The sequence below is a fragment of the Lyngbya sp. CCY1209 genome (assembly GCF_035615495.1).
Taxonomy (GTDB): Bacteria; Cyanobacteriota; Cyanobacteriia; order Cyanobacteriales; family Microcoleaceae; genus Limnospira.
This window is the reverse complement of record NZ_JAJENU010000497.1, coordinates 1-19,900: the sequence shown is the minus strand read 5'-3', so window position 1 is coordinate 19,900 and position 19,900 is coordinate 1. Positions and strand designations below refer to the sequence as shown.

Here is a 19,900-nt window from a genome sequence, read left to right as displayed (position 1 = left end):
ATCGCCCCCGAGTTGAGATACAATAGCGATCGAGAGTTTCGGAAATCCGGAATTCTAAAGGGGCGCGATCGCACGATCCCCATTCAAACCTGTAAAATATAGACGATATCGCTAAAATAAAAATCAATCGAACATCGCACGAATCCCGACCATGACAGTAACTTCCCCCGTAGACTTTCAAGACGAATTTGACATCATCGTGGTGGGTGCGGGACACTCTGGCTGTGAAGCGGCATTGGCTTCGGCGCGTTTGGGGTGTCGCACCTTGCTGCTCACCCTCAACCTGGATAAAATCGCGTGGCAACCCTGTAACCCCGCCGTCGGGGCGCCGGCTAAATCCCAACTCACCCACGAAGTCGATGCGTTGGGGGGAGAAATCGGCAAAATGGCCGATCGCACCTACCTGCAAAAGCGCCTCCTCAACAGTTCTCGCGGCCCCGCAGTCTGGGCGCTGCGGGCACAAACCGACAAGCGGGAATATGCGGCAGTGATGCGCGGCATCGTCGAAAATCAAGAAAATCTCTCCGTCCGCGAAGGGATGGTGACGGATTTAGTATTAGGAAATAACGACGAAATTATCGGCGTCGAAACCTATTTCGGCGTCGCCTTTCGCTGCCGAGCCGTCATCCTCACCACCGGCACCTTTTTGGGCGGCGTAATTTGGGTGGGAAATAAATCCATGCCAGCCGGACGAGCCGGAGAATTCGCCGCCGTGGGATTGACGGAAACCCTCAACCGTTTGGGGTTTGAAACCGGGCGCCTGAAAACCGGAACTCCGGCGCGGGTGGACAAGCGCTCCGTCGATTATACCCACTTGGAACCCCAGCCGGGAGACGATCGCGTGCGGTGGTTCAGTTTCGACCCCCAAGCGTGGGTGGAACGGGAACAAATGAACTGTTATTTGACCCGGACGACCCCAGAAACCCACCGTTTAATTCAGGAAAATTTGCATTTATCTCCCGTTTACGGCGGCTGGGTGGACGCGAAAGGACCCCGCTACTGTCCGAGTATCGAAGATAAAATTGTCCGGTTTGCGGACAAGGAAAGTCACCAGATTTTTATCGAACCGGAAGGGCGCAATATTCCCGAACTTTACATCCAGGGATTTTCCACCGGATTGCCGGAGAAATTGCAGTTGGAAATGTTGCGAACCCTCCCCGGTTTGGAAAACTGCGTGATGCTGCGTCCGGCCTACGCGGTGGAATACGACTATTTGCCCGCGACGCAATGTTATCCGACGATGATGACCAAGAAAATAGAGGGGCTATTTTGTGCGGGTCAGATCAACGGAACCACCGGCTATGAAGAGGCGGCGGCCCAAGGCATCGTCGCCGGAATTAATGCGGTTAAATTAGTGCGGGGCGAGGAGGCGATAATCTTTCCTCGGGAACAGAGTTATATCGGCACGTTGATTGACGATTTGTGTACGAAAGATCTGCGGGAACCCTACCGAATGCTGACGAGTCGTTCCGAGTATCGGCTGTTGCTGCGATCGGACAATGCCGACCGGCGGCTGACGCCGTTGGGCCGGGAAATCGGTTTGATCGACGATCGCCGCTGGGAATTGTTCCAACGCAAACAGGCGAATATTCTCGCCGAAAAAAAACGGTTGGAAACCACCCGAGTCAAGGAACGGGAGGAAGTGGGGGTGGCGATCGCATCCGATACCCAACAGCGAATTAAAGGATCGATCACCCTGGCGGAATTGTTGCGGCGTCCGGGATTCCACTATCCCCAATTGGAACAATACGGCCTCGGCCGTCCGGAGTTGGAATTAGCCGAAAAAGAAGGGGCGGAAATCGAGATCAAATATTCCGGCTACATGGAACGCCAGAAAAACCAGATCGACCAAATCAGCCGCCACGCCAACCGCAAACTTCCCGAAAATTTGGACTACATGAAAATCGAAACCCTGTCGATGGAGTCTCGGGAAAAGTTGAACCGAGTCAAGCCACTGACCATCGGTCAGGCATCCCGAATTGGCGGGGTGAATCCGGCGGACATCAACGCCTTGTTGATTTATTTGGAAGTGCGAAACCGGCAACCGGCGGCGGCGGGGAAGTAGTTTGATCCCACCCAACCCTCCCCTTCGCAAGGGGAGGGCTATGATCGATTATTTGAGGATTTTTATGGCGATTCAACTCGAATTATTTCCGTTGGAAACTGTTTCCAAAAAGAAAGGGCGATCGGGTACATTTTCTGATAATATGAAATTGCCCGTTCATCGCTGGTTTCGGTATTCGGCGGGTTTTTCGGCGGAATGGGTCGAGGAAATCATCGAAAACTGCGGTTTTGATTCCCCTCAAATTCTCGATCCATTTGTCGGGTCGGGAACGGTTGCGATCGCGGCCGATCGCTTGGGAGTCAACGGCATCGGCATCGAAGCGCATCCATTCGTCCGTCGAATCGCCAAAGCCAAAACGTTCTGGTCATCGTCAATTACAGAATTTGAAAATCGGGCGTTTGATATCCTGAAATTTGCAAAAAACTGTTCTGCAATACCGCAAAACTACCCCTCATTAATTATCCGCAGCTTTTCACCCGACGTACTTACGGAGTTAAATAAGCTGAAGTTGGCTTGGGAATCTTACAGCGATCGCTCTCCGGCTTCGGAGTTGAATTGGCTGGCAATTACCGCCATTCTCCGAGTGTGTTCCGGCGTGGGAACCGCACAATGGCAGTATATCTTACCCAACAAAACAAAAAAGAAAGTCATTCCCCCTTTGGAAGCATTTGTGGCACAGGTTGAAATGATGAAAGCCGACATGAGGGAGTTACAAGAAATCGGCCGTCAACCCGCCGCTAAAATTATCAAATCTGATGCCAGAAATTGTCCAGAAATACCCGATCGCTCCATCGATTTAGTCATCACTTCTCCTCCCTACGCCAACAATTACGATTATGCCGATGCGACCCGATTTGAACTGTCATTTTGGGGAGAAATTGACGGTTGGGGAGATTTGCACGTGGCAGTCAGACAATATCTGATCGTTTCCTCATCCCAACACGCATCGCGATCGCGATTGTCCCTCGAAACTCTCTTAAATTCCCCCGAACTCCGACCGATCCGAGAAGAAATTGCGGGGGTTTGCGATCGCCTGTCATCGGAGCGATTATTGCACGGCGGAAAAAAGCACTATCATACGATGATAGCCGCCTATTTTGTCGGGATGGCAAAAGTCTGGTCCGAACTGAAAAGAGTCTGTCATGACGATTCAAAAATCTGTTTCGCGATTGGCGATTCCGCACCCTATGGGATTCACGTTCCCGTTGATCGCTGGTTGGGAGAATTGGCGATCGCCGCCGGTTTTGCAGATTATGAATTTGATAAATGGCGCGATCGAAATACCAAATGGAAAAATCGAAAACATCGATTTCCCTTACACGAAGGAATCCTTTGGGTCGCCAACCATTCGCGGGGACTGAATAGGTCTCGACTTTGACCGTTAGATTCTCGGAATCGGATCGAAAATTGGGTCAGATGCGATAAAATAATCGAGATGCTTTGGCTTAGGATAGGGAAATTGTGGCTCAAGATTGCCGGAGGAATGACGGAAACGCGATCGCACCCGACCATCGCCTGACGGGTTTGGTGGGACAGTCCTTGGATGTGATCGAAGCGGCGTTGAACGACCCGGAACTCCCGCCGCGCGATCGCGCAGAGATGGCGTTGAAAGTGTTGGAACTGGCTGGGCACCCGAGTTCTCTCAGAAGTTCGGGAACCTCAGAAATTTTATATCCGAATGTCGTCCAAATTGACAACTTTTTATCCCCCGAAGAGCAGGAAGAAACCCTCGAAATTGCCTTTGCAAATCGCGACCAATTTTTGCCGTCAGGGGTCGTAAAACAAGAAAAAGGAGTTCGTAAATCTTCCGTTTTGTTGATGAAAAATTTTGAAAAATTTTATCAAAAATTTAGATTTAAAATTCTTAAATTTAGACCGGATATCCTCGAAAAACTCGACCTCCCCCCTTTTTTGGTGTCCGGGCTGGAAATGCAGATGACCGCCCACAATGACGGGGAATATTATCGCATCCATCAAGATGTGGACGGCGACAAAATGGCGAATCGGGTTTTGTCCTACGTCTACTATTTTTATCGGGAACCCAAGGCATTTTACGGGGGCGAGCTGAGGCTTTACGAAACCCACATCGACGGTGAAAAAGCCGGAATTGGCGATCGATTGAAAACCGTCGAACCCCGCCACAACAGCATCGTCTTTTTTGACAGTCGCTTCAAACACGAAGTGCTTCCGGTTTATTGTCCTTCCCGACAGTTTGAAGACAGTCGATTTACGATCAACGGCTGGATTCACCGGTAAAGTGGGGAGTGGGGAGTCGGTCGTAGGGAGTAGGGAAGAGGGAAAAACGCCTCAATCCTCACTTCTCACTCCTGACTCCTCCCCACTCGGGGAATCTAAAATCTAAAATTCCCCACACCAAAGATTAGCGGTCGTAGGGCGCACAGGTTCCGCGACCCCACTGGCCGTCATAGCCGACGGAAATTTCGCTTCCCGGTTCGGGTTGGAAATCCGCCATATCGATTAAAACCACATCGGCCATTCCCCGCACACTACCCCGAAAGATTCCCTGACCCTGTTCGTTGTTGCGATCGAATGTCAAATGATCGGATGTTGCGACCCCCGCACCTGTCATCACGTTGCGAAATTCCACCTGCTGCATGAAGCCGGACTCCGGACTGTGGGGGACGGTAAAAGACAGGCGCGCGGCGGGGATGACACCCATACAGATCAGGTCAAATGCCCGGGCTGCGGGGACGAAAATTCCCAAAACGCCGATTCCCGCCAGCGTCGAAATTGCCATCAATTTGATAGATTTCAAACCGTTCAATCGTGCTTCTCCTCACATTAAAGATAAATTTATTAAGGCTTATACCACAAAATTGAAATTCAATCGATCGCAGTTTTTCAGTTCGTCGGGGCAGGCCGAGTTCCGGTCGGTATTCCGTTTGAAAGTTGCGGCACCCTCGACCCCTGCTATAGTGGGCACAAACGTGCGACGTGAGTTTCTGTCATGAACAACCCTCCTCCCCCCGACGATCGCGAAATCGACCCGATCACCCTGACCGCGATCGTGGTGGCGCTATTATTTATTCCCCTGATTCTGGCTGGCTTCTTTTCCTAAACCGAACCGAATCGGATTCCCGGGGCGATGCCGAGTCCACCCGATTCGGTCGGTTTGGGTCAAAACCTGTTCCGGTTGATTCGTCGCCGCATTTTTCCCCTCAGATGCGATCGCGAATCCGGTCCAACAACTCCGCGATCGAAATTTGACCCGACAAAAACTCGATCGCCATCCGCTCCATCAGTCCCCGCAGGTCGGCGGGAAGATCCGGGGCCGGACAGACGGGGAGCGATTTTTGACCCCCGCCAATTTTCAAACTGGAGTGGTCCAAAATCAGGATCGGCGGCAGCGTGACCCGGGGATGTTCCCGGGGGGAGGCGACCCGCAGCAGGGTGGACAGAGCCCGCATCAGCAGGGGCGAGGCCGGATCTCGCACGCAAATCAGCAGCAGATCGACGCTCAGAAATTGCAACTGCTGGAGAATTTCCTCCCACGACCGCCCCAAGGACCCCCGGAACCCCGCCGTCTGCAGGTATTGAATCAACGCCCGCTCAATTTTTCCGGTGGGGTCATTCGAGGATGTGGCGGGGGAGTCATCGCCCCGTTCCCGCGGCATCGGAGTCCCCTCCGACTCGGCAAAATCCGGGAGGGTGGAGAGATCGACCACCAAAATATTCGGCTTCCAACTCATCCCGGCGGCGACCTGAATCACCTGCAAGAGCGCCGAAGTCGCGGTGTCGGAGGGGCGGTTCCGGTCAGTTTGGGAGGCCAAGCAGGGGAACACCGACAGGGTTTCGACCTGATTCGCCGCGGCCGTCGTCGCCGAATCCAGCGTCACCAAGGGGATGTTCGCCAAATGTTCCTGTTCGCCGAACTGTTGCAGGAACGCCACCCGGTCGTCCACGCCGTCGGTATTGTCAAGCACGATCGCATCCGGATGCCAAATTCGCGCCAGCAGTTCCGCCTGGTTGAGGTCGTCGGCCTCCAAAATCCGGCAGTGGGAAATCTGGGGGTGGCGGTGGCGGTGGGGGAGTCCGCCGCCGGGCAACTGCAAGTTGCCGCGGACGCGGGAGGGTCTGGGAAACGTCGATTCCGGCCTGTCCCCCGGGGGGCGGTAGCTGTCCCCGACGGGGCTCAACCACAGCACCGTCAGCCGCTTGGCGGGTTCGGGCTCGGGACGTTGTTCGAGTTGGGCCAGGGCCGACTGTAGGTCCGACTTGTGCACCGGCAGGCTGAGAAAGCCGTCGCAGCAACCCTGGACCGCCCGCTTTTTGTCCCCGAGGGTGGCGGTGATGAACACCGGAATTTGGCGGGTTTCCGCGTCCGTCTTCAGCAGCGTCAGCACGTCCCAACCGGAGAGCAGGGGCAGCAGGGGGTTGAGGAAAATCACCCGGGGTTGCAGCCGCCGCGCCTTTTCCACCGCCTCCGTGCCGGTGCGGGCCACGATCGCCCGGTAGCCCAAACTCGCCACGCGATCGCTCAGGTCGTGGATGAACCGGGGGACGGCCTCCACGATCAGGATCAGGCGGGATTGCACCTGGGGGGTCGGCCGGGTCGAAGCGGGGGGCGGGCGTCGGGAATCGGGTGTCGGGGACGGGCTGTGCTCCCAATCCAAGGCGTCCGATTTCCAGCGCTTTTGGGGGGGAGCCGGGGGCAGTAGCAGCGTGAATTGGGAGCCTTCCCCGTGTTTGGAGATGAAGCTGACGTCGCCGCCGTGGAGTCGGGCCAACCGCTGGGTGAGCACCAACCCCAACCCCGTCCCCTCGAATTTGCGGGTCAGGGGGCTCTCGAGCTGCTGGAATTTTTCAAAGATCAGGTGTTGCTTGTCCTCGGGGATGCCGATGCCCGTATCCCAGACGGTGAAAGCGATCCAGTCCTCCCAACGGCCGACGCGCAGCCCCAGGGAACCCCCGTCGGGGGTGAATTTGAAGGCGTTGGAGATCAGGTTGACGAGCATCTGCCGCAGCCGCAGTTCGTCGGCTTCGATGGTCTTGAGGTCCGGTTCGATCTCCAAGGTGAAGGGCTGCCCGGTTTCGGGGGATTCGGTTTCGCCCCCGCCCCCGCCCCCGTCCTGCTGTTGCAGTTGTCGGGCCGTTTCCAGAGCGCGATCGCAGGCGGCGCGGATGTCCACCCCTCCCGAGACCAGTTCCAACTGTCCGGTTTCGATGCGGGTCAGATCTAAAATGTCGTTGACCACCATCATCAGGTGGCGCCCGCTCTGGTGGATCAGTTGGGCGTAGCGGGCCTGGCGATCGCTCAGTTCCCCCAAAGAGCGGTCTTTGAGCAAGCTCGACAATCCCAAAACCGCCGTCAGGGGGGTTTTCAGTTCGTGGCTGATGCAGGCCAAAAACTCGTCTTTGAGCCGGTTGAGTTGGATCAGGTCGGCATTTTTGGCGGCCAGTTCCTGGGCGACCCGGTGCTGTTCGGTGATATCCTGAGCCAGGATCAGCCACAGCCCGCTCGGGGTTTGGGAGGCGTTCGGTTCCTGCAACGGCTGGCGGGCGAACTGCCAGACTCGCTCCTGGCTGTCGGGGGACGGACAAATGCAGACGTAGGTGTCCGGACTCGAACCCAGGTGGCACCAGGGCGGCATGGCAGAAGCGACAGGGGGGGTGTCGTCGCCGGCGGGTTCCGGGTCGGGGGCGTTGGCGGTTTGGAGGAGGATCGCTCCGGCCGTTTGGGAGCCGTCCCGGGTCGGGTCGCCGCCACCGACAGCCCCGCACATCCCGGGTTGGAAGCCCGTCCGACACCGGAAAGAAGCGGTTTCCCCGCCGTCCCACTTCGTCACCGTCCGGGCCGCGTCGCGGACGGCTTCGGGTTCGTTCCCCACCTGCGATCGCCAAGCCAGATTTTGACCCAACACCTGCCCCCCTTCCGTTTGCAGCATCATCGGCAGGGGCAGTGGTTCCAACAGTTGCAGCAGGGACGCCACGAAGGGAAAGCTTTGGGGCGCCTCCACCGCCGACTCCCGGGAGACAGACCGGCGTCGTTTGGGTCGGCCGGGGGGCTTCATGACCGCCAGTTGCAGCAGTTTCAGCAGATCCACGAGCCCCAAAAACTGCCCCGTCTCGTCGATCAGGGCGATGGGCGAGAGGTTCTGGGTTTCATCATTATTTCCCGAGAAAGAGGCGATCGGGTTCCACCCCAAATCCTGGCCGATTTGCTGCAAGTAGGCCCAAAAATCCTTCCAACTCAGATGGGCCGGAACCAGCAGCAGGGGCTCGATCAGGCGATCGTCCAGACCCCGTTTTGACCGGGGTCCCCGCCGCGACGAACCGGGGGAAATGTAAGGCATCAAACTGCGGAGATGAACCAGTCCGACGGGATGTTGCTCGGCGTTGACGACGACGGCGCAATCGTGATTGCCTTCCGATAACACTAACCACAACGCATCGAGGGTGATGCCCCGGAAACAGACGGGCACCCTCCGAATTAGCGTTTGGAGAGAAATTGGAGAAGACATGGATCGTTGGGTGTTGGGCGTACATCGATATTCGGCTAACAGCATCCTCTCGACTGAAAACGGGACGATTTCACCTCCCCCGGCATCCGACCTCGGACTCTCAACCTGCGATTTTCGGGATCTCGGGCTTCAAACTGGCTCGGGTTTCGGTTCGGGTGTAAAATCCGAAAGTCTCCGGATACAATTGACAAACTTTGCCGGTCAACTCAATTCTGTTAGCGATCGCGGCTCACCCCGAAAGGAACTGTTCTCAGGATGTACCCTAATCTAATTTAGATCTTCGGGGATTGAACCATAAGATGTCAATATAGAAATCATTAAATTTAATTCCCCTTTCCGGCTGATTTTGTTCGGATTGATTTAAGAAAAATTGGGCGGATGATCGCGATCGCATCCCATCTCCCCCGGGGAAGGACATTTGCCACGCCGAGACGTTTCGGAAACCGGGCGTTCGGAATTTTCACATTTTTACCTCTCTCTCCGGAGAGATTTGTCGCCGCCTGGGGTCAATTTTTTTGAATGATTAATTTTTCGGTCATGACGCGATCAAAAATACCCCCAAAACCATCGCGCTCGCCCCCGATAGCCGTTCCTCTATTTTCCGTTCTCCGAGGATAAAATGCCCGCACAAAACGCCGATGGGGGCACTCAACCGTTTGATGGAAATGACGTGGACGACGGAGGTCAAAGTCAGCGCCCACGTCTGACAGGAGATGGACAGTGCGCCGCAGATTCCCAGGCGAAGTAATCCCCTCCACTCCCGGGGAATGAATCGCCAACTTCCGTCCGAGTACAATAACATGACGGGCAGAAAAATCAGGGAATTAAATAGAAAGATCGCGATCGCCCAACAGATCGGAGAAGAATTTTGAATGCCGATCTTGTCAATATTAGACGTGATACTCCAGACGAACGCCACCCCCAGCATGAATTTCGGACCCCTTTCCTTCAACAGTGCCCGAAACGGCGCCAAATATCCCCGCCGTCGCGCCTCCAACTTTAAAACATAGGCACCACCCACGATAAAACATACCCCGAACCCATCTCGAACCGTCGGAATTTCCCCCACAATTAAGGGAGAAGTAATTAACAAAAATAAGGGCGTGAATGTAATCATCGGAATCGATAGGGATAAATCGGAGGATTCCAAAGCTTTCATGTACAACAGCAGGGCGAGAATATTTAGACTCCCCCCAGCCAGCAACGCCCACAAAAAGCGATCGCCCAACGTCGGAATTCCCAACAACAGCAACACGGGGATCAACAAAAAAGCCGTCAACGTCGTCAAAATCCAAGCGATCGCGTAACTGTCAAAGATTTTCAAACTTTGCTTACTCAGCAAATCTTTGCCGGCTTCCAAACTTGCCGTCAGCAGGGAGAGAATCAACCACATCATATGATTTTCGGGTCAGACTATTTCGATCTCTCCACCATAAAGCAAATCGCCGCGATTGGGGAGATATCGGACGAAAATTGGCGCCATCTCCCCCCACCCTCTCACTGTTCATTCAAGGACCAATCGTAATCCAAATACTGGATATCATAGCCCCCTTCAACCAAATACTTCCGGTTCCTTTCATCCAAATATTGACTCGTGAAATTCAACACCGCTTTTTCCTTCTCCGTCCCCGCAAATTTTTCCGTCCCGCCGTATTGATTTTTGAAGTCATCCCCGAACCACTTAAAAATCGAAGATAAATGAACCTTATTTTGGTCGCGATCAATTTTAAAATTCTGTTCCAGGGCGAGAAATTTGAGCGTCTGTCCGTCCAACTGTCGGTTCAATTCACCGCCGACATAAGGTTCCCGTAGCAAAATCGGACAGCCGATGGAAGCACAGACCAACCCCATGTGAATTCGGGGTTCATCAAACTCCTTCCGCAAAACTTCATGTTCAATTTCATCCAGCGTCATTTCCTCTCCCATCACCTCAAACTTCAACCACTTCCAAACCCCCGGAATATCCCGAATACTTTGAGTCGGATAATTGGCGATTATCGCCTGCAGCGTCAGGGAATTGTAAGCATTAATCCAAAAGGCGATTTGTTCCGCCTCCGTCCAAGATTCATAGGTATCGCGGGAGAGGCGGGCGAGGGCCGCATTGAATTGCTCTAGGGCTTGCGGATTGGCGGTCAGGGCTTTATAATCGACCTGTCCGCGATCGTCAACGTAGGTCTGGAGCACCGTCTCGTAATCATCATAACTGAAGGGGCGATCGCTCACCAAAGCGGCGGATTGTTCGGAGTTGATCGAACTTTCGCCGACATTTAAAGCCGTACCTCCAGCACAGCCACTGATCAAGACTATCATCGAAACCGATAGGGAAATTTGAGTTATTTTTCGCATTTGATTTGACTCCATAATGAAAATACGACGAATTTCAGACCGACGATTTTGGCAACAATTTTTTCAACCGAGAAGGCATCCAATGCCAAACCAAACCGACACCAAACGGCAACCACATCCACAGCCGATCCTCCCGACTCATCCACCAACTCGAACTCCCCATCGCCTTCTGATATTGCAAGACAAAATAAACGAAAGCCGAACAGCTAACCAGGCGAGTCCCCAGGTTGCGAGTCGCCACCGAAAACGGCACCAGCCAGGTAAAATACCAGGCGTGAATGATGGGACTAATCAGCAGCAGGGCGACAAAATAGGATTCCGACAAATGCAGAAATCGGGCGTTCAGGTCGCTTCGCTTGCCGCCATATTTGCGAAAATCCCACAATAGAAGCACCAGTAAAACAGCGGCTAATGGCAACAAGTAAATCGAGTTTCCTTCGGGAAGATGCCAGCCCCATGTCTCGATAAAATAGGGAAAAAAATCCGCGCTGCGGCCCCGAGAAACGAACTGCGATCGCGCCGGAATCAGGGGACATTCCCCACCCGAACAAAAGGGAATCGCTGTCCAAATTAACGGCAAACTTCCCAACCCGAAAATGATCAAAATCGATCGCACCCGCGGCCACTGCAACCCCGCCAAAATCCCCAATAACGGCAGGGACATCCACTTAATTGCCACCCCGACTCCGATCGCCACCGCACTCCCGGGCCAACGCCGGCGATCGCACCAAAACCAAGCCGCCACCACCGCCAAAATAAACCAACTGTCATAATGCGCCCCCCCCGCAAAAGAATATATAATCAGGGGATTCCAGGCGTAAATCAGGGTTTTTTGTTCGCCGAACCGCCGCGCCAGCAGCCAACAAACCGCCAAGTCCGCCGACACAAACGCCAGTTTAAATAGCAAAACCGAGGGGGCAATCGCGGCCAATCCCCGGAACCCCAACTGCGCGACGGGGGGGTAAATCGCGGACGTATCCGGATGGTTGATGAGCGACCACCAGGGGGTTTGCAGCGACACGAGTTCCGGCGCACTCGGGGCGAAATGGTAGGGACTGAAACCGAAATTTTGGATGTATCCCTCCCACAGATATCGCCAAACGTCATCGCCGGGATACATGGGAAGTAGCAGCAGGCGAGTCAAAAGTGCGATCGCCCAAAATTTGAGCGCGTCAATTCGGCCAATCCCCCAACTGAGGGCGAATCCCACCCCCATCAGTCCCGCGCCGATCCAAAACTGGGGCACCGCACCCGGGGCGCGAAAGTCCCCGTAAGGCAGCATCCACAGGCATCCCAAAATCAAAAATAGGGCGGCGAACCCGGTCAAAACGGCATCGCCCCGATATCGGAAATACAACCGCCCCAACGTCGATAAAATCACGGTTCCGGCCCGCAGACTGCCCGATAGCGTCCCGGAAATTTTGGACCGTCCCCCCCGGCGGCGACAGTAGTTGACCGGAATTTCGCGAACCCTCAACCCCAATTCGATCGCCCTCGCCTGCATTTCCACCGTCCAACCGAATCCCCGGTCCCGCATCGCGATCGCCTCCAACGCCGAACGCCGGATCAGCCGCAGGGGCCCCAAATCGCGATATCGGTAGCCCCAGCCAGCCCCAATCAAAAACGCGGCCAACCCGTTGCCGAAATTCTGCACCGGGGTCATGGCTTGCCGTCCCTCGCGGGTGGCGCGGCGGTCCCCCAAAATCAGATCGGCGGTGGGGGCGGCTTCCCAAAATTGCCCCAATTCCGCCAAATCGTCGCTGCCGTCCCCGTCGCAGAACAAAATCCACCGGATCGGGTCGGGAATGGCTTGCAACCCCCGCCAGCAGGCGCGACCGTAACCCGCGATCGGTTCCACCAACACCTCGGCGCCGGCCTCCTCGGCGATAATCGCACTGCGATCGCAACTGCCGTTATCGACAACTCGAATCTGGGTCAAACCCAAACCCCGCAGCGATCGCACCGTCGCCGCGATCGTTTCTTCCTCGTCGAGGACGGGGATGATGACCAGAACCTCGTCGAGGGAAAAGGTAGAATTTCCGGCGGGGTGAGAATTCGGGGAATTGACATCGGGGAGCACGGCTGGAAAATTGAGTGGGGTTGATAATTGTCGAATCCTATGGGATAAAGCTGAGTTTTGCCTGAGATGAAATTGAATTCGGACTGAATGGCAATGTCTGGACGTTTGCCGTCCCCCGTGTCAAAATTACGGTGGCGTCAGATTGATTTTGACCGATGGGACAGGGAGACTACAGCCGTCAGCATCCATATTTAAATCATCCCCGCGTGGACAAACCCATCGAGGAAATCTATGGGGATCTGGACAGTTTTTCTTACGAAATTACCGACCCAGAACCGCACCGATTTGATACCGTCAGTTTTTATACGGTCTTGCCCCCGGTTTTTTACGAGGGTCGATTCGTCAAAGGATTTTATTACAGCGAATCCGTCGATTTATTAAATCACGTCCTGCCCCAACTCTCCCGCCACTTTTTTTCCCTGGCTTATTCGATGGGCTGTTCCTATCCGTGGTCGAAGACTGCCGATGCCTATTCCTGCCTCTACAATAACCCCAAACGGGCGACTTGGTTTCGAGAAAATAACCGCGATCGCGCCGATAAAGTGCTGATGACCTGCTACAATTCCGACTTCATCAACGAGTATGTCATGGCACCCCAGCCCGTCGATAAAAAAGATATCGATATCATTTGCGTTTCCAGGGTATCCCGAGAAAAGAACCTGCCCGTTATCGCCGAGGCGCTAAAAATTTACCGAGAAAAATATCGGAATAAAATTAAACTGACCTTGATTTCGGGTTCGAGTCTGGATTGGAATCACTGGGAATCCGCTGCCCCCCACGTCCGGCAAATTTGGAATGAGGTTCGGTCGATTTTAACCGATCCTTCCGATTACATTGACGTGATATATTCCGCCGAACACTATCAAGAAATGCCCCGATATTATTCGCGATCGCGAGCCTATTTGTTGGGGTCTTTATTGGAGGGAAAAAATCGCAGTCTCAGCGAGGCGATGAGTTGCAACGTCCCCGTCATTTGTTTTGAGGAATTCAACCAATATGCGCGGGGGGGCGATCGCATCTTTCCGGACGGATCGGGTTTGTGTTCCCCCTTCGACCCCGAATCCTTAGCCGATACCATCCACAAAGTCTTGGAAAATCCGAAATCCTTCAAACCCCGACTCAACTATTTAAAATATCGGGGCAGAAAGAACTTTTTCAACACCTGTTTGAAAGCCTTTCCCTACTACGAAGAATCCATCCCCGACTACCAAAGTAGCGCACCGTTCAACAATCTTTGGCTGGATCTAGCCATTCAGGACAATTATCAAATGAGTCTGTATGATTTCCTCTACGGGCGATCGCAATATTCCCACATTCGGGGATTGACAAATATTTATCAAACCCTCAATCGGTGGCTGGAATGGCTACAGGATCGGATCGAATCCCATCGATTTTAATGCGATCGGGGGAAGAGTCCCGGCTCGGCTCCCAACTTTCTTCCCCCCCGCTTCTTCTGCTATAATGTCTCAATCAAAAAATCGCGTTAATATCTGTAATAGCAACCGCCAGGGCGATCAGGACATCGAGCGAGTCTGAAATCCAGACGGCGAACGGTTTGTCTTGCTGTTGCCTGTTGCCTGTTGCCTGTTGCCTACTACAACTTCCCATGACCAATCCCCAGGAGCAGATCTGCCCGGTTTGTGGCGTGAAGATCGTCAAAGCGATCGGAGGCGATCGCGTTTTCTTTTCCGTCGGACCCCCCGGAACCCGCGCCCGACTGTGGGCTCGGGTGTGCCAATATGTCAAAAAGCCCGGTTGCATCAACACCGACCCGGGGTTGGTGGGGGAAGTCCAACCCGAGGATCGCTACCGCCCGATATAGGAGGCGATCGCTAGAGTCCGAACCCCCGCTTCCCGTTGGGTAAAATCGTCCGCCAGTTCGTGCGGGCCATCCCCAACTGTTCGTCCCCGACAATCGCCCCCTTCAGATTCGCGCCGCACAGGTTCGTCCCCCGCAGGTTGGCGCGACTCAGGCACGCGCCGCTCAAATTCGCCCCCCGCAGGTCCGCCGCCTCCAAATTCGCCGTACTCAGATACGCATTCTGCAAATTCGCCTTTCGCAAATTCGCCTGGACCAGCCGCGCCCGCCCGAAATTCGCATCCCGCAAATCCGCCCCCTGGAAATTCACCCGGGCCAGCCGCGCCTCGTAAAAATTCGTCCCCTTCCAAGTACCCCCCTCCAAATTCAGACCACTCAATTCGCAGTCCCCAAAATCCCGCTGTCCCTTGCGATAGGCAGCCCTGAAACTGCTTTCGTTCCACTGGCGGGACTCCTGAGTTCCCCGAGTTCGGAGCACCGTACCGTCCACCATCGCCGCCGGCGCCCCCTGGGAGGCGCTCAGTCCCCCCGCCACCGGCATCCGAGAATCAATAATTTGGGTAATATCCGGCTGTCGCTGCCGTTCCCGCCGCGCCCGGATCAACTGCGCCTCCTGCTGCCGGGGGGACAACACCACCGACGTCTGATCTTCGTTATAAATCGTCGGATCTTCCGGGGTTTCCGGCAGGGGAGTCTGAACCGCCATGCTCCCCGACAAGTCCTCAAAATCGCTCTCATTGTCCAGAGCCGACAACACGTCCTGAGCCGACTGATAGCGCTGATACACCGACACAGCCAGCATCCGCTGCAGGATGAGCGCAAAAGAATCGCTCACGTCGGTATGTTCCCGCCAGTGCACCTCCCCCGTAGTGGGGTCGTGTTCCAAAGCGCTGGGGGATTTCCCCGTGAGCAAATAAACGCAAGTCATCCCCACCGCGTAGACGTCGCTGGCGTAGACGGGGCGCAGGGACATCTGCTCGATGGGAGCAAATCCCGAAGTCCCGATCGCAAAATTAGTAAACGCCGTCTCCCCCGTCCCCATCATCGTCGCCTGCGTCACCTTATCCTTCACCGCCCCGAAATCGATGAGCACTAGGCGGTTATCCTGACGGCGGCGGAGGATGTTGGCGGGTTTGATATCCCGGTGAATCACTTCCTGGGAGTGGATATAGTCCAGAACCGAGAGAATCTCCCGCAGAAAATCTTTAGTCTGTTCTTCCGTGTACGGTCCGCGGCTGCGAATTTCCTGCTTGAGGGTGGAACCGTCGATAAACTCCTGGACGAGATAGAACTGCTGTTTCCCCACAAAATAGTCCAACAGGCGCGGAATTTGGGGGTGGTCGCCGATTTTACCGAGGGTTTTCGCCTCCCGCTGGAAAAGCTGCCGCGCCATTTCCAGAACCCGCTTGGAATTGGCGGTGGGGCGCAGTTGTTTCACCACGCAGGTGGGATAGCCGGGGAGGGACAAATCTCGGGCCAGAAACGTGGCGCCAAATCCCCCTTTTCCCAGTGGCTTCAGGACAAGGTAACGATTTTTCAACCGCAGTCTCGAACCACAGGCCTGACACTTCAAGGCCTCATTGGGATTCTCTGGATTGGGACAAGCCGGATTTGTACAGTAACTCATGGTGGTTCGAGACGCTCTCTTTAAAATGGATACCGGACCTGAAATACTTGTAGATCGCTGCCTACCTACACCGGTATCATACGGATTTCCGAAGCGATCGGAATCCTCCGGCAGATTCGGACAGCCATTCGATGCACCCCACGTCCTCTCAGGAAAGAATGGTTCCCCTATTTCTATTATCACGTTAGTTTCGATTTCAACACACCGACGGCCAAATTGGGAAATCCGACCCGCCATCGCCCCCGAAAATTCGACGGCGGGACGGGGAGTCCGGAATCGATTCGCCGTTTTGAACCGGGCAATGTCAAAATGGGGGGTTGGACTGGGAAGTGTCCCTTCCCGGCCTTCCCGACACCCCGATCGCGGATGACAGAATACGACGAATTACCACCAACACGATAATGCGTATCTCTTTAAATTGGTTACGAGAACTGGTAGACATCACCCTCAGTCCCGAAGAACTCGCCGAAACCCTGACCGTGGCGGGATTTGAGGTCGAAGATATTGAAGATCGCAGCACCTGGGCGGACGGGGTCGTTCTCGGCCAAATCGTAGAAATCGCACCCCACCCCAACGCCGACAAATTGCGGGTTTGTCAGGTGGATATCGGCGACAAAGACCCCCTGAACATCGTCTGCGGGGCCCCCAACGCCGCGGCAGACCTGATCGTTCCGGTGGCCACCATCGGCACCTACCTCCCCGCCGTCGATCTCAAATTGAAAAAGAGCAAGTTGCGGGGGGTTCCCTCCCAGGGGATGATCTGTTCCCTGGCGGAATTGGGGTTAGAAAAGGATTCCGAGGGGATTTATCATTTCGATTTGGACGATCCCGAATTGGGGGGCGACGTCAGACCCCTACTGGGATTGGATGACGTGGTTTTGGACGTCACCGCCACCGCCAACCGGGCCGACGGCTTGAGTATGGTCGGGATCGCCCGGGAAGTGGCGGCCCTGACCGGGGGAAGCTTGAAAATTCCCGACGCGGCGGGGGTGCTGATCGGCGATCGCGATCCCGCCGGGAAGTTGGCCGTCGAAATCGCCGAACCCCAGGCCTGTCCCACCTACATCGGCACGGCGATCGCGGACGTGAAGATCGCCCCTTCCCCCGACTGGCTGAAACGGCGCCTGCAGGCGGCGGGCATTCGCCCCATCAACAACGTGGTCGATGTCACGAATTATATCCTACTGGAGTGGGGACAGCCCCTCCACGCCTTCGATCGCGATCGTCTCAACACCCTGACCGGATCTTCCGATCTCGCCGTCGGCGTCCGCTTCGCCAAACCCGGGGAATCCCTGAAAACCCTCGACGGCCAAACCCGCGAGCTCAAAGAGCAAAATCTGGTCATCACCGCCAACGATAAACCCGTGGCTTTGGCCGGGGTAATGGGGGGCGAGGAAACGGAAGTCCACGACGGGACCACCAATTTAATGCTGGAAGCGGCGGTATTTTCCCCCGTTACGATTCGGCGATCGGCCCGCGCCCAGGGGGGACTCCGCACCGAATCCTCCACCCGCTACGAACGGGGAATCAACCGGGCCGAACTCGCTTTAGCCTGTCGCCGCGCCATCCTGTTGATCTCCGAACTCGCCGGGGGCACCGCCACCCTTCAGGAAACCGCCAGCAGCGTCACCGAGGTGGGGGCAACCCAGGAAGTGTCCCTACGGCGCGATCGCCTCAACGCCCTCCTCGGACCCCTGACGCGGGGAGAAGGCACCGAAATGGAGTCCGATTTACAACCGGAAGAGGTGGAAAACATCCTCACCGCTTTGGGATGCGGGACGCGGCGCGAAAAAACCGGCGAGTCCGTCGTCTGGACGGTGACGGTGCCCCCCTACCGCCAGCGGGACTTGGAACGGGAAGTCGATTTGATCGAAGAAGTCGCCCGCCTGTACGGTTACGATCGCTTTTCCGACACCCTCCCCACCAAAAGCGTCCCCGGCTACCTCCCCCCCGACCAGGAGGCGCGGCGCCAGTTGCGGACGGCGTTCCGGGCCGCAGGCCTGACGGAGTTGATGCACTATTCCCTGGTGAAGCGGCAGGGCGAAAATCAGGTCGTCCTCGGCAATCCCCTGTTCGTGGAATATTCCGCCTTGCGGACCGAGATGCTCTCCGGGCTCGTCGATGCCTTCGTGTTCAACCTGGAAAACGGCAACGGACCCTTAAACGGATTCGAGCTCGGGCGCATTTTCTGGCGGAACGGGGAAGAATACGGCGAAAAAGATGCGATCGCGGGCGTGATGGGCGGCGACCCCGCCGAGGGCCGCTGGGTGCGCGGCGGTCGCGATAATCCCCCGAGTTGGTTCGAGGCAAAAGGGCTCCTGGAGTCCGTATTCGGGCGCCTGTCTTTGGTGGCAGAATACCGCCGAGAATCGGATGTGGAAACGCTGCACCCGGGGCGGACAGCTTCCCTGTGGTTAAACGGCGATCGCTTGGGGGTTTTCGGCCAACTCCACCCCAAATTGCAGCGGGAACGGGAACTTCCAGAAGCGGTTTATTTATTCGAGTTCGACCTGGCGGTATTGCTGGCGGCGATGACGGCCGCAGACAACCTGAAACGGCAGTTCAAACCCTACTCGACTTTCCCCGCCTCCGATCGCGATATCGCCTTTTTCGTATCGGAATCGGTCCCCGTGGCGGACTTGGAGAACTGCATCGTCAAAGCCGGCGGAAAGCTGTTGGAGTCGGTGGAATTGTTCGACGAATATCGGGGTAAAAATGTTCCCGAAAATCAGCGCAGTTTGGCATTTCGTTTGGTGTATCGGGTGAGCGATCGCACCCTCACCGACGAGGACATCGAACCGGTGCAACAAAAAGTCCGGGATGCCCTGGTCAAACAATTTGACGTGGATTTGAGAAGTTAATCACCATGGGGGGCTTTACAGATACCTAGAAACCGGGTTTCTACCAACATCTCTGAAACCCACCCAAATCTCCCCTAGAAACCCGGTTTCTTCCTCCCCCCATGAAAAAGCGGGCGAGAAACCGGGTTGATAATAATTGAACGCGGGGTGAAGAATGACCGACCCCCCACACAGACACCTAGAAACCGGGTTTCTACCAACATTTCTCCAACCCATCCAAATCTCCCCTAGAAACCCGGTTTCTTCCTCCCCATGAAAAAGTGGGCAAGAAACCGGGTTTCTGCAACAATCTTTGTGTCTCCCACAAAATGCTCAGAGAAACCCGGTTTCTACCTCCCCATCAGTTATAGCAACCGACAGAATGGTTAGGACAGATCTGCCAATTTGAGACCCGCCTTGAAATGAATTTCAAGGCTGATAGCAAAAGTCCACTCAAGTGGACTCCGGACCGGCAATCAGATCCGAACCGCCTTGAAGGTGGGGAAATGGTGGGTTACGGCGCCGATGAACAGTTGTGGATTTTTCCGAAAAATTACCGCGGCACCTAACCCACCCGACTGGACTGTTTCATCTTAAATGAGGCGATCGGATCTGAATCCACAGGCAAGATGCCCGATGCT

13 protein-coding genes are annotated in these 19,900 nt (G+C 55.3%); 7 read left to right on the top strand and 6 right to left on the bottom strand.

Going from position 1 to position 19,900, the window contains the following annotated elements; genetic code table 11:
• The first annotated feature begins 151 nt into the window (after positions 1–151).
• The 3 genes from mnmG to LKE08_RS15595 all read left to right on the top strand — a co-directional run bounded on the left by mnmG (position 152) and on the right by LKE08_RS15595 (position 4,321).
• Positions 152–2,065 (top strand): tRNA uridine-5-carboxymethylaminomethyl(34) synthesis enzyme MnmG, encoded by a 1,914-nt coding sequence (gene mnmG, locus LKE08_RS15605; RefSeq protein WP_324705166.1) that lies wholly within the window; start codon positions 152–154, stop codon positions 2,063–2,065.
• A gap of 64 nt (positions 2,066–2,129) precedes the next feature.
• Complete coding sequence (locus tag LKE08_RS15600) at positions 2,130–3,443, top strand: DNA methyltransferase (RefSeq protein WP_324705165.1); 1,314 nt, start codon at positions 2,130–2,132, stop codon at positions 3,441–3,443.
• A gap of 83 nt (positions 3,444–3,526) precedes the next feature.
• Complete coding sequence (locus LKE08_RS15595; RefSeq protein WP_324705164.1) at positions 3,527–4,321, top strand: 2OG-Fe(II) oxygenase; 795 nt, start codon at positions 3,527–3,529, stop codon at positions 4,319–4,321.
• A gap of 124 nt (positions 4,322–4,445) precedes the next feature.
• On the opposite strand, the gene LKE08_RS15590 is transcribed toward LKE08_RS15595, so the two are convergent.
• From LKE08_RS15590 to LKE08_RS15570, 5 genes are all read right to left on the bottom strand, one after another.
• Positions 4,446–4,823: a hypothetical protein gene (locus LKE08_RS15590; protein WP_324705163.1), complete on the bottom strand. Its 378-nt coding sequence runs from the start codon at positions 4,821–4,823 to the stop codon at positions 4,446–4,448.
• A 421-nt stretch (positions 4,824–5,244) separates the two neighbouring features.
• Positions 5,245–8,547 (bottom strand): ATP-binding protein, encoded by a 3,303-nt coding sequence (locus tag LKE08_RS15585; RefSeq protein WP_324705162.1) that lies wholly within the window; start codon positions 8,545–8,547, stop codon positions 5,245–5,247.
• A 535-nt stretch (positions 8,548–9,082) separates the two neighbouring features.
• Positions 9,083–9,943 (bottom strand): DMT family transporter, encoded by an 861-nt coding sequence (locus LKE08_RS15580; RefSeq protein WP_324705161.1) that lies wholly within the window; start codon positions 9,941–9,943, stop codon positions 9,083–9,085.
• Between the two features lie 101 nt (positions 9,944–10,044).
• On the bottom strand, positions 10,045–10,857 hold the full coding sequence (locus LKE08_RS15575) for a DUF547 domain-containing protein (protein ID WP_324705160.1): 813 nt from the start codon (positions 10,855–10,857) through the stop codon (positions 10,045–10,047).
• A 70-nt stretch (positions 10,858–10,927) separates the two neighbouring features.
• Positions 10,928–12,973: a glycosyltransferase gene (locus LKE08_RS15570; RefSeq protein WP_324705159.1), complete on the bottom strand. Its 2,046-nt coding sequence runs from the start codon at positions 12,971–12,973 to the stop codon at positions 10,928–10,930.
• Positions 12,974–13,128: 155 nt separating this feature from the next.
• Between LKE08_RS15570 and LKE08_RS15565 the strand changes: the two genes are divergently transcribed.
• Both LKE08_RS15565 and LKE08_RS15560 read left to right on the top strand, forming a co-directional pair.
• The gene (locus LKE08_RS15565) at positions 13,129–14,370 is read left to right on the top strand and encodes a glycosyltransferase (protein ID WP_324705158.1); all 1,242 of its coding nucleotides are present in this window, start codon (positions 13,129–13,131) and stop codon (positions 14,368–14,370) included.
• Positions 14,371–14,579: 209 nt separating this feature from the next.
• Complete coding sequence (locus tag LKE08_RS15560; protein ID WP_324705157.1) at positions 14,580–14,795, top strand: hypothetical protein; 216 nt, start codon at positions 14,580–14,582, stop codon at positions 14,793–14,795.
• 10 nt (positions 14,796–14,805) lie between these two features.
• Here LKE08_RS15560 and LKE08_RS15555 read toward each other — a convergent pair whose 3' ends face one another.
• On the bottom strand, positions 14,806–16,419 hold the full coding sequence (locus LKE08_RS15555; RefSeq protein WP_324705156.1) for a serine/threonine-protein kinase: 1,614 nt from the start codon (positions 16,417–16,419) through the stop codon (positions 14,806–14,808).
• Positions 16,420–16,820: 401 nt separating this feature from the next.
• On the opposite strand from LKE08_RS15555, the gene pheT reads away from it, so the two are divergent.
• Both pheT and LKE08_RS15545 read left to right on the top strand, forming a co-directional pair.
• A complete protein-coding gene (gene pheT / locus LKE08_RS15550; RefSeq protein ID WP_324705155.1) occupies positions 16,821–19,280 on the top strand; it encodes a phenylalanine--tRNA ligase subunit beta in 2,460 nt (819 codons plus the stop codon).
• A 401-nt stretch (positions 19,281–19,681) separates the two neighbouring features.
• A complete protein-coding gene (locus tag LKE08_RS15545) occupies positions 19,682–19,828 on the top strand; it encodes a hypothetical protein (protein WP_324705154.1) in 147 nt (48 codons plus the stop codon).
• Positions 19,829–19,900 lie beyond the last annotated feature (72 nt).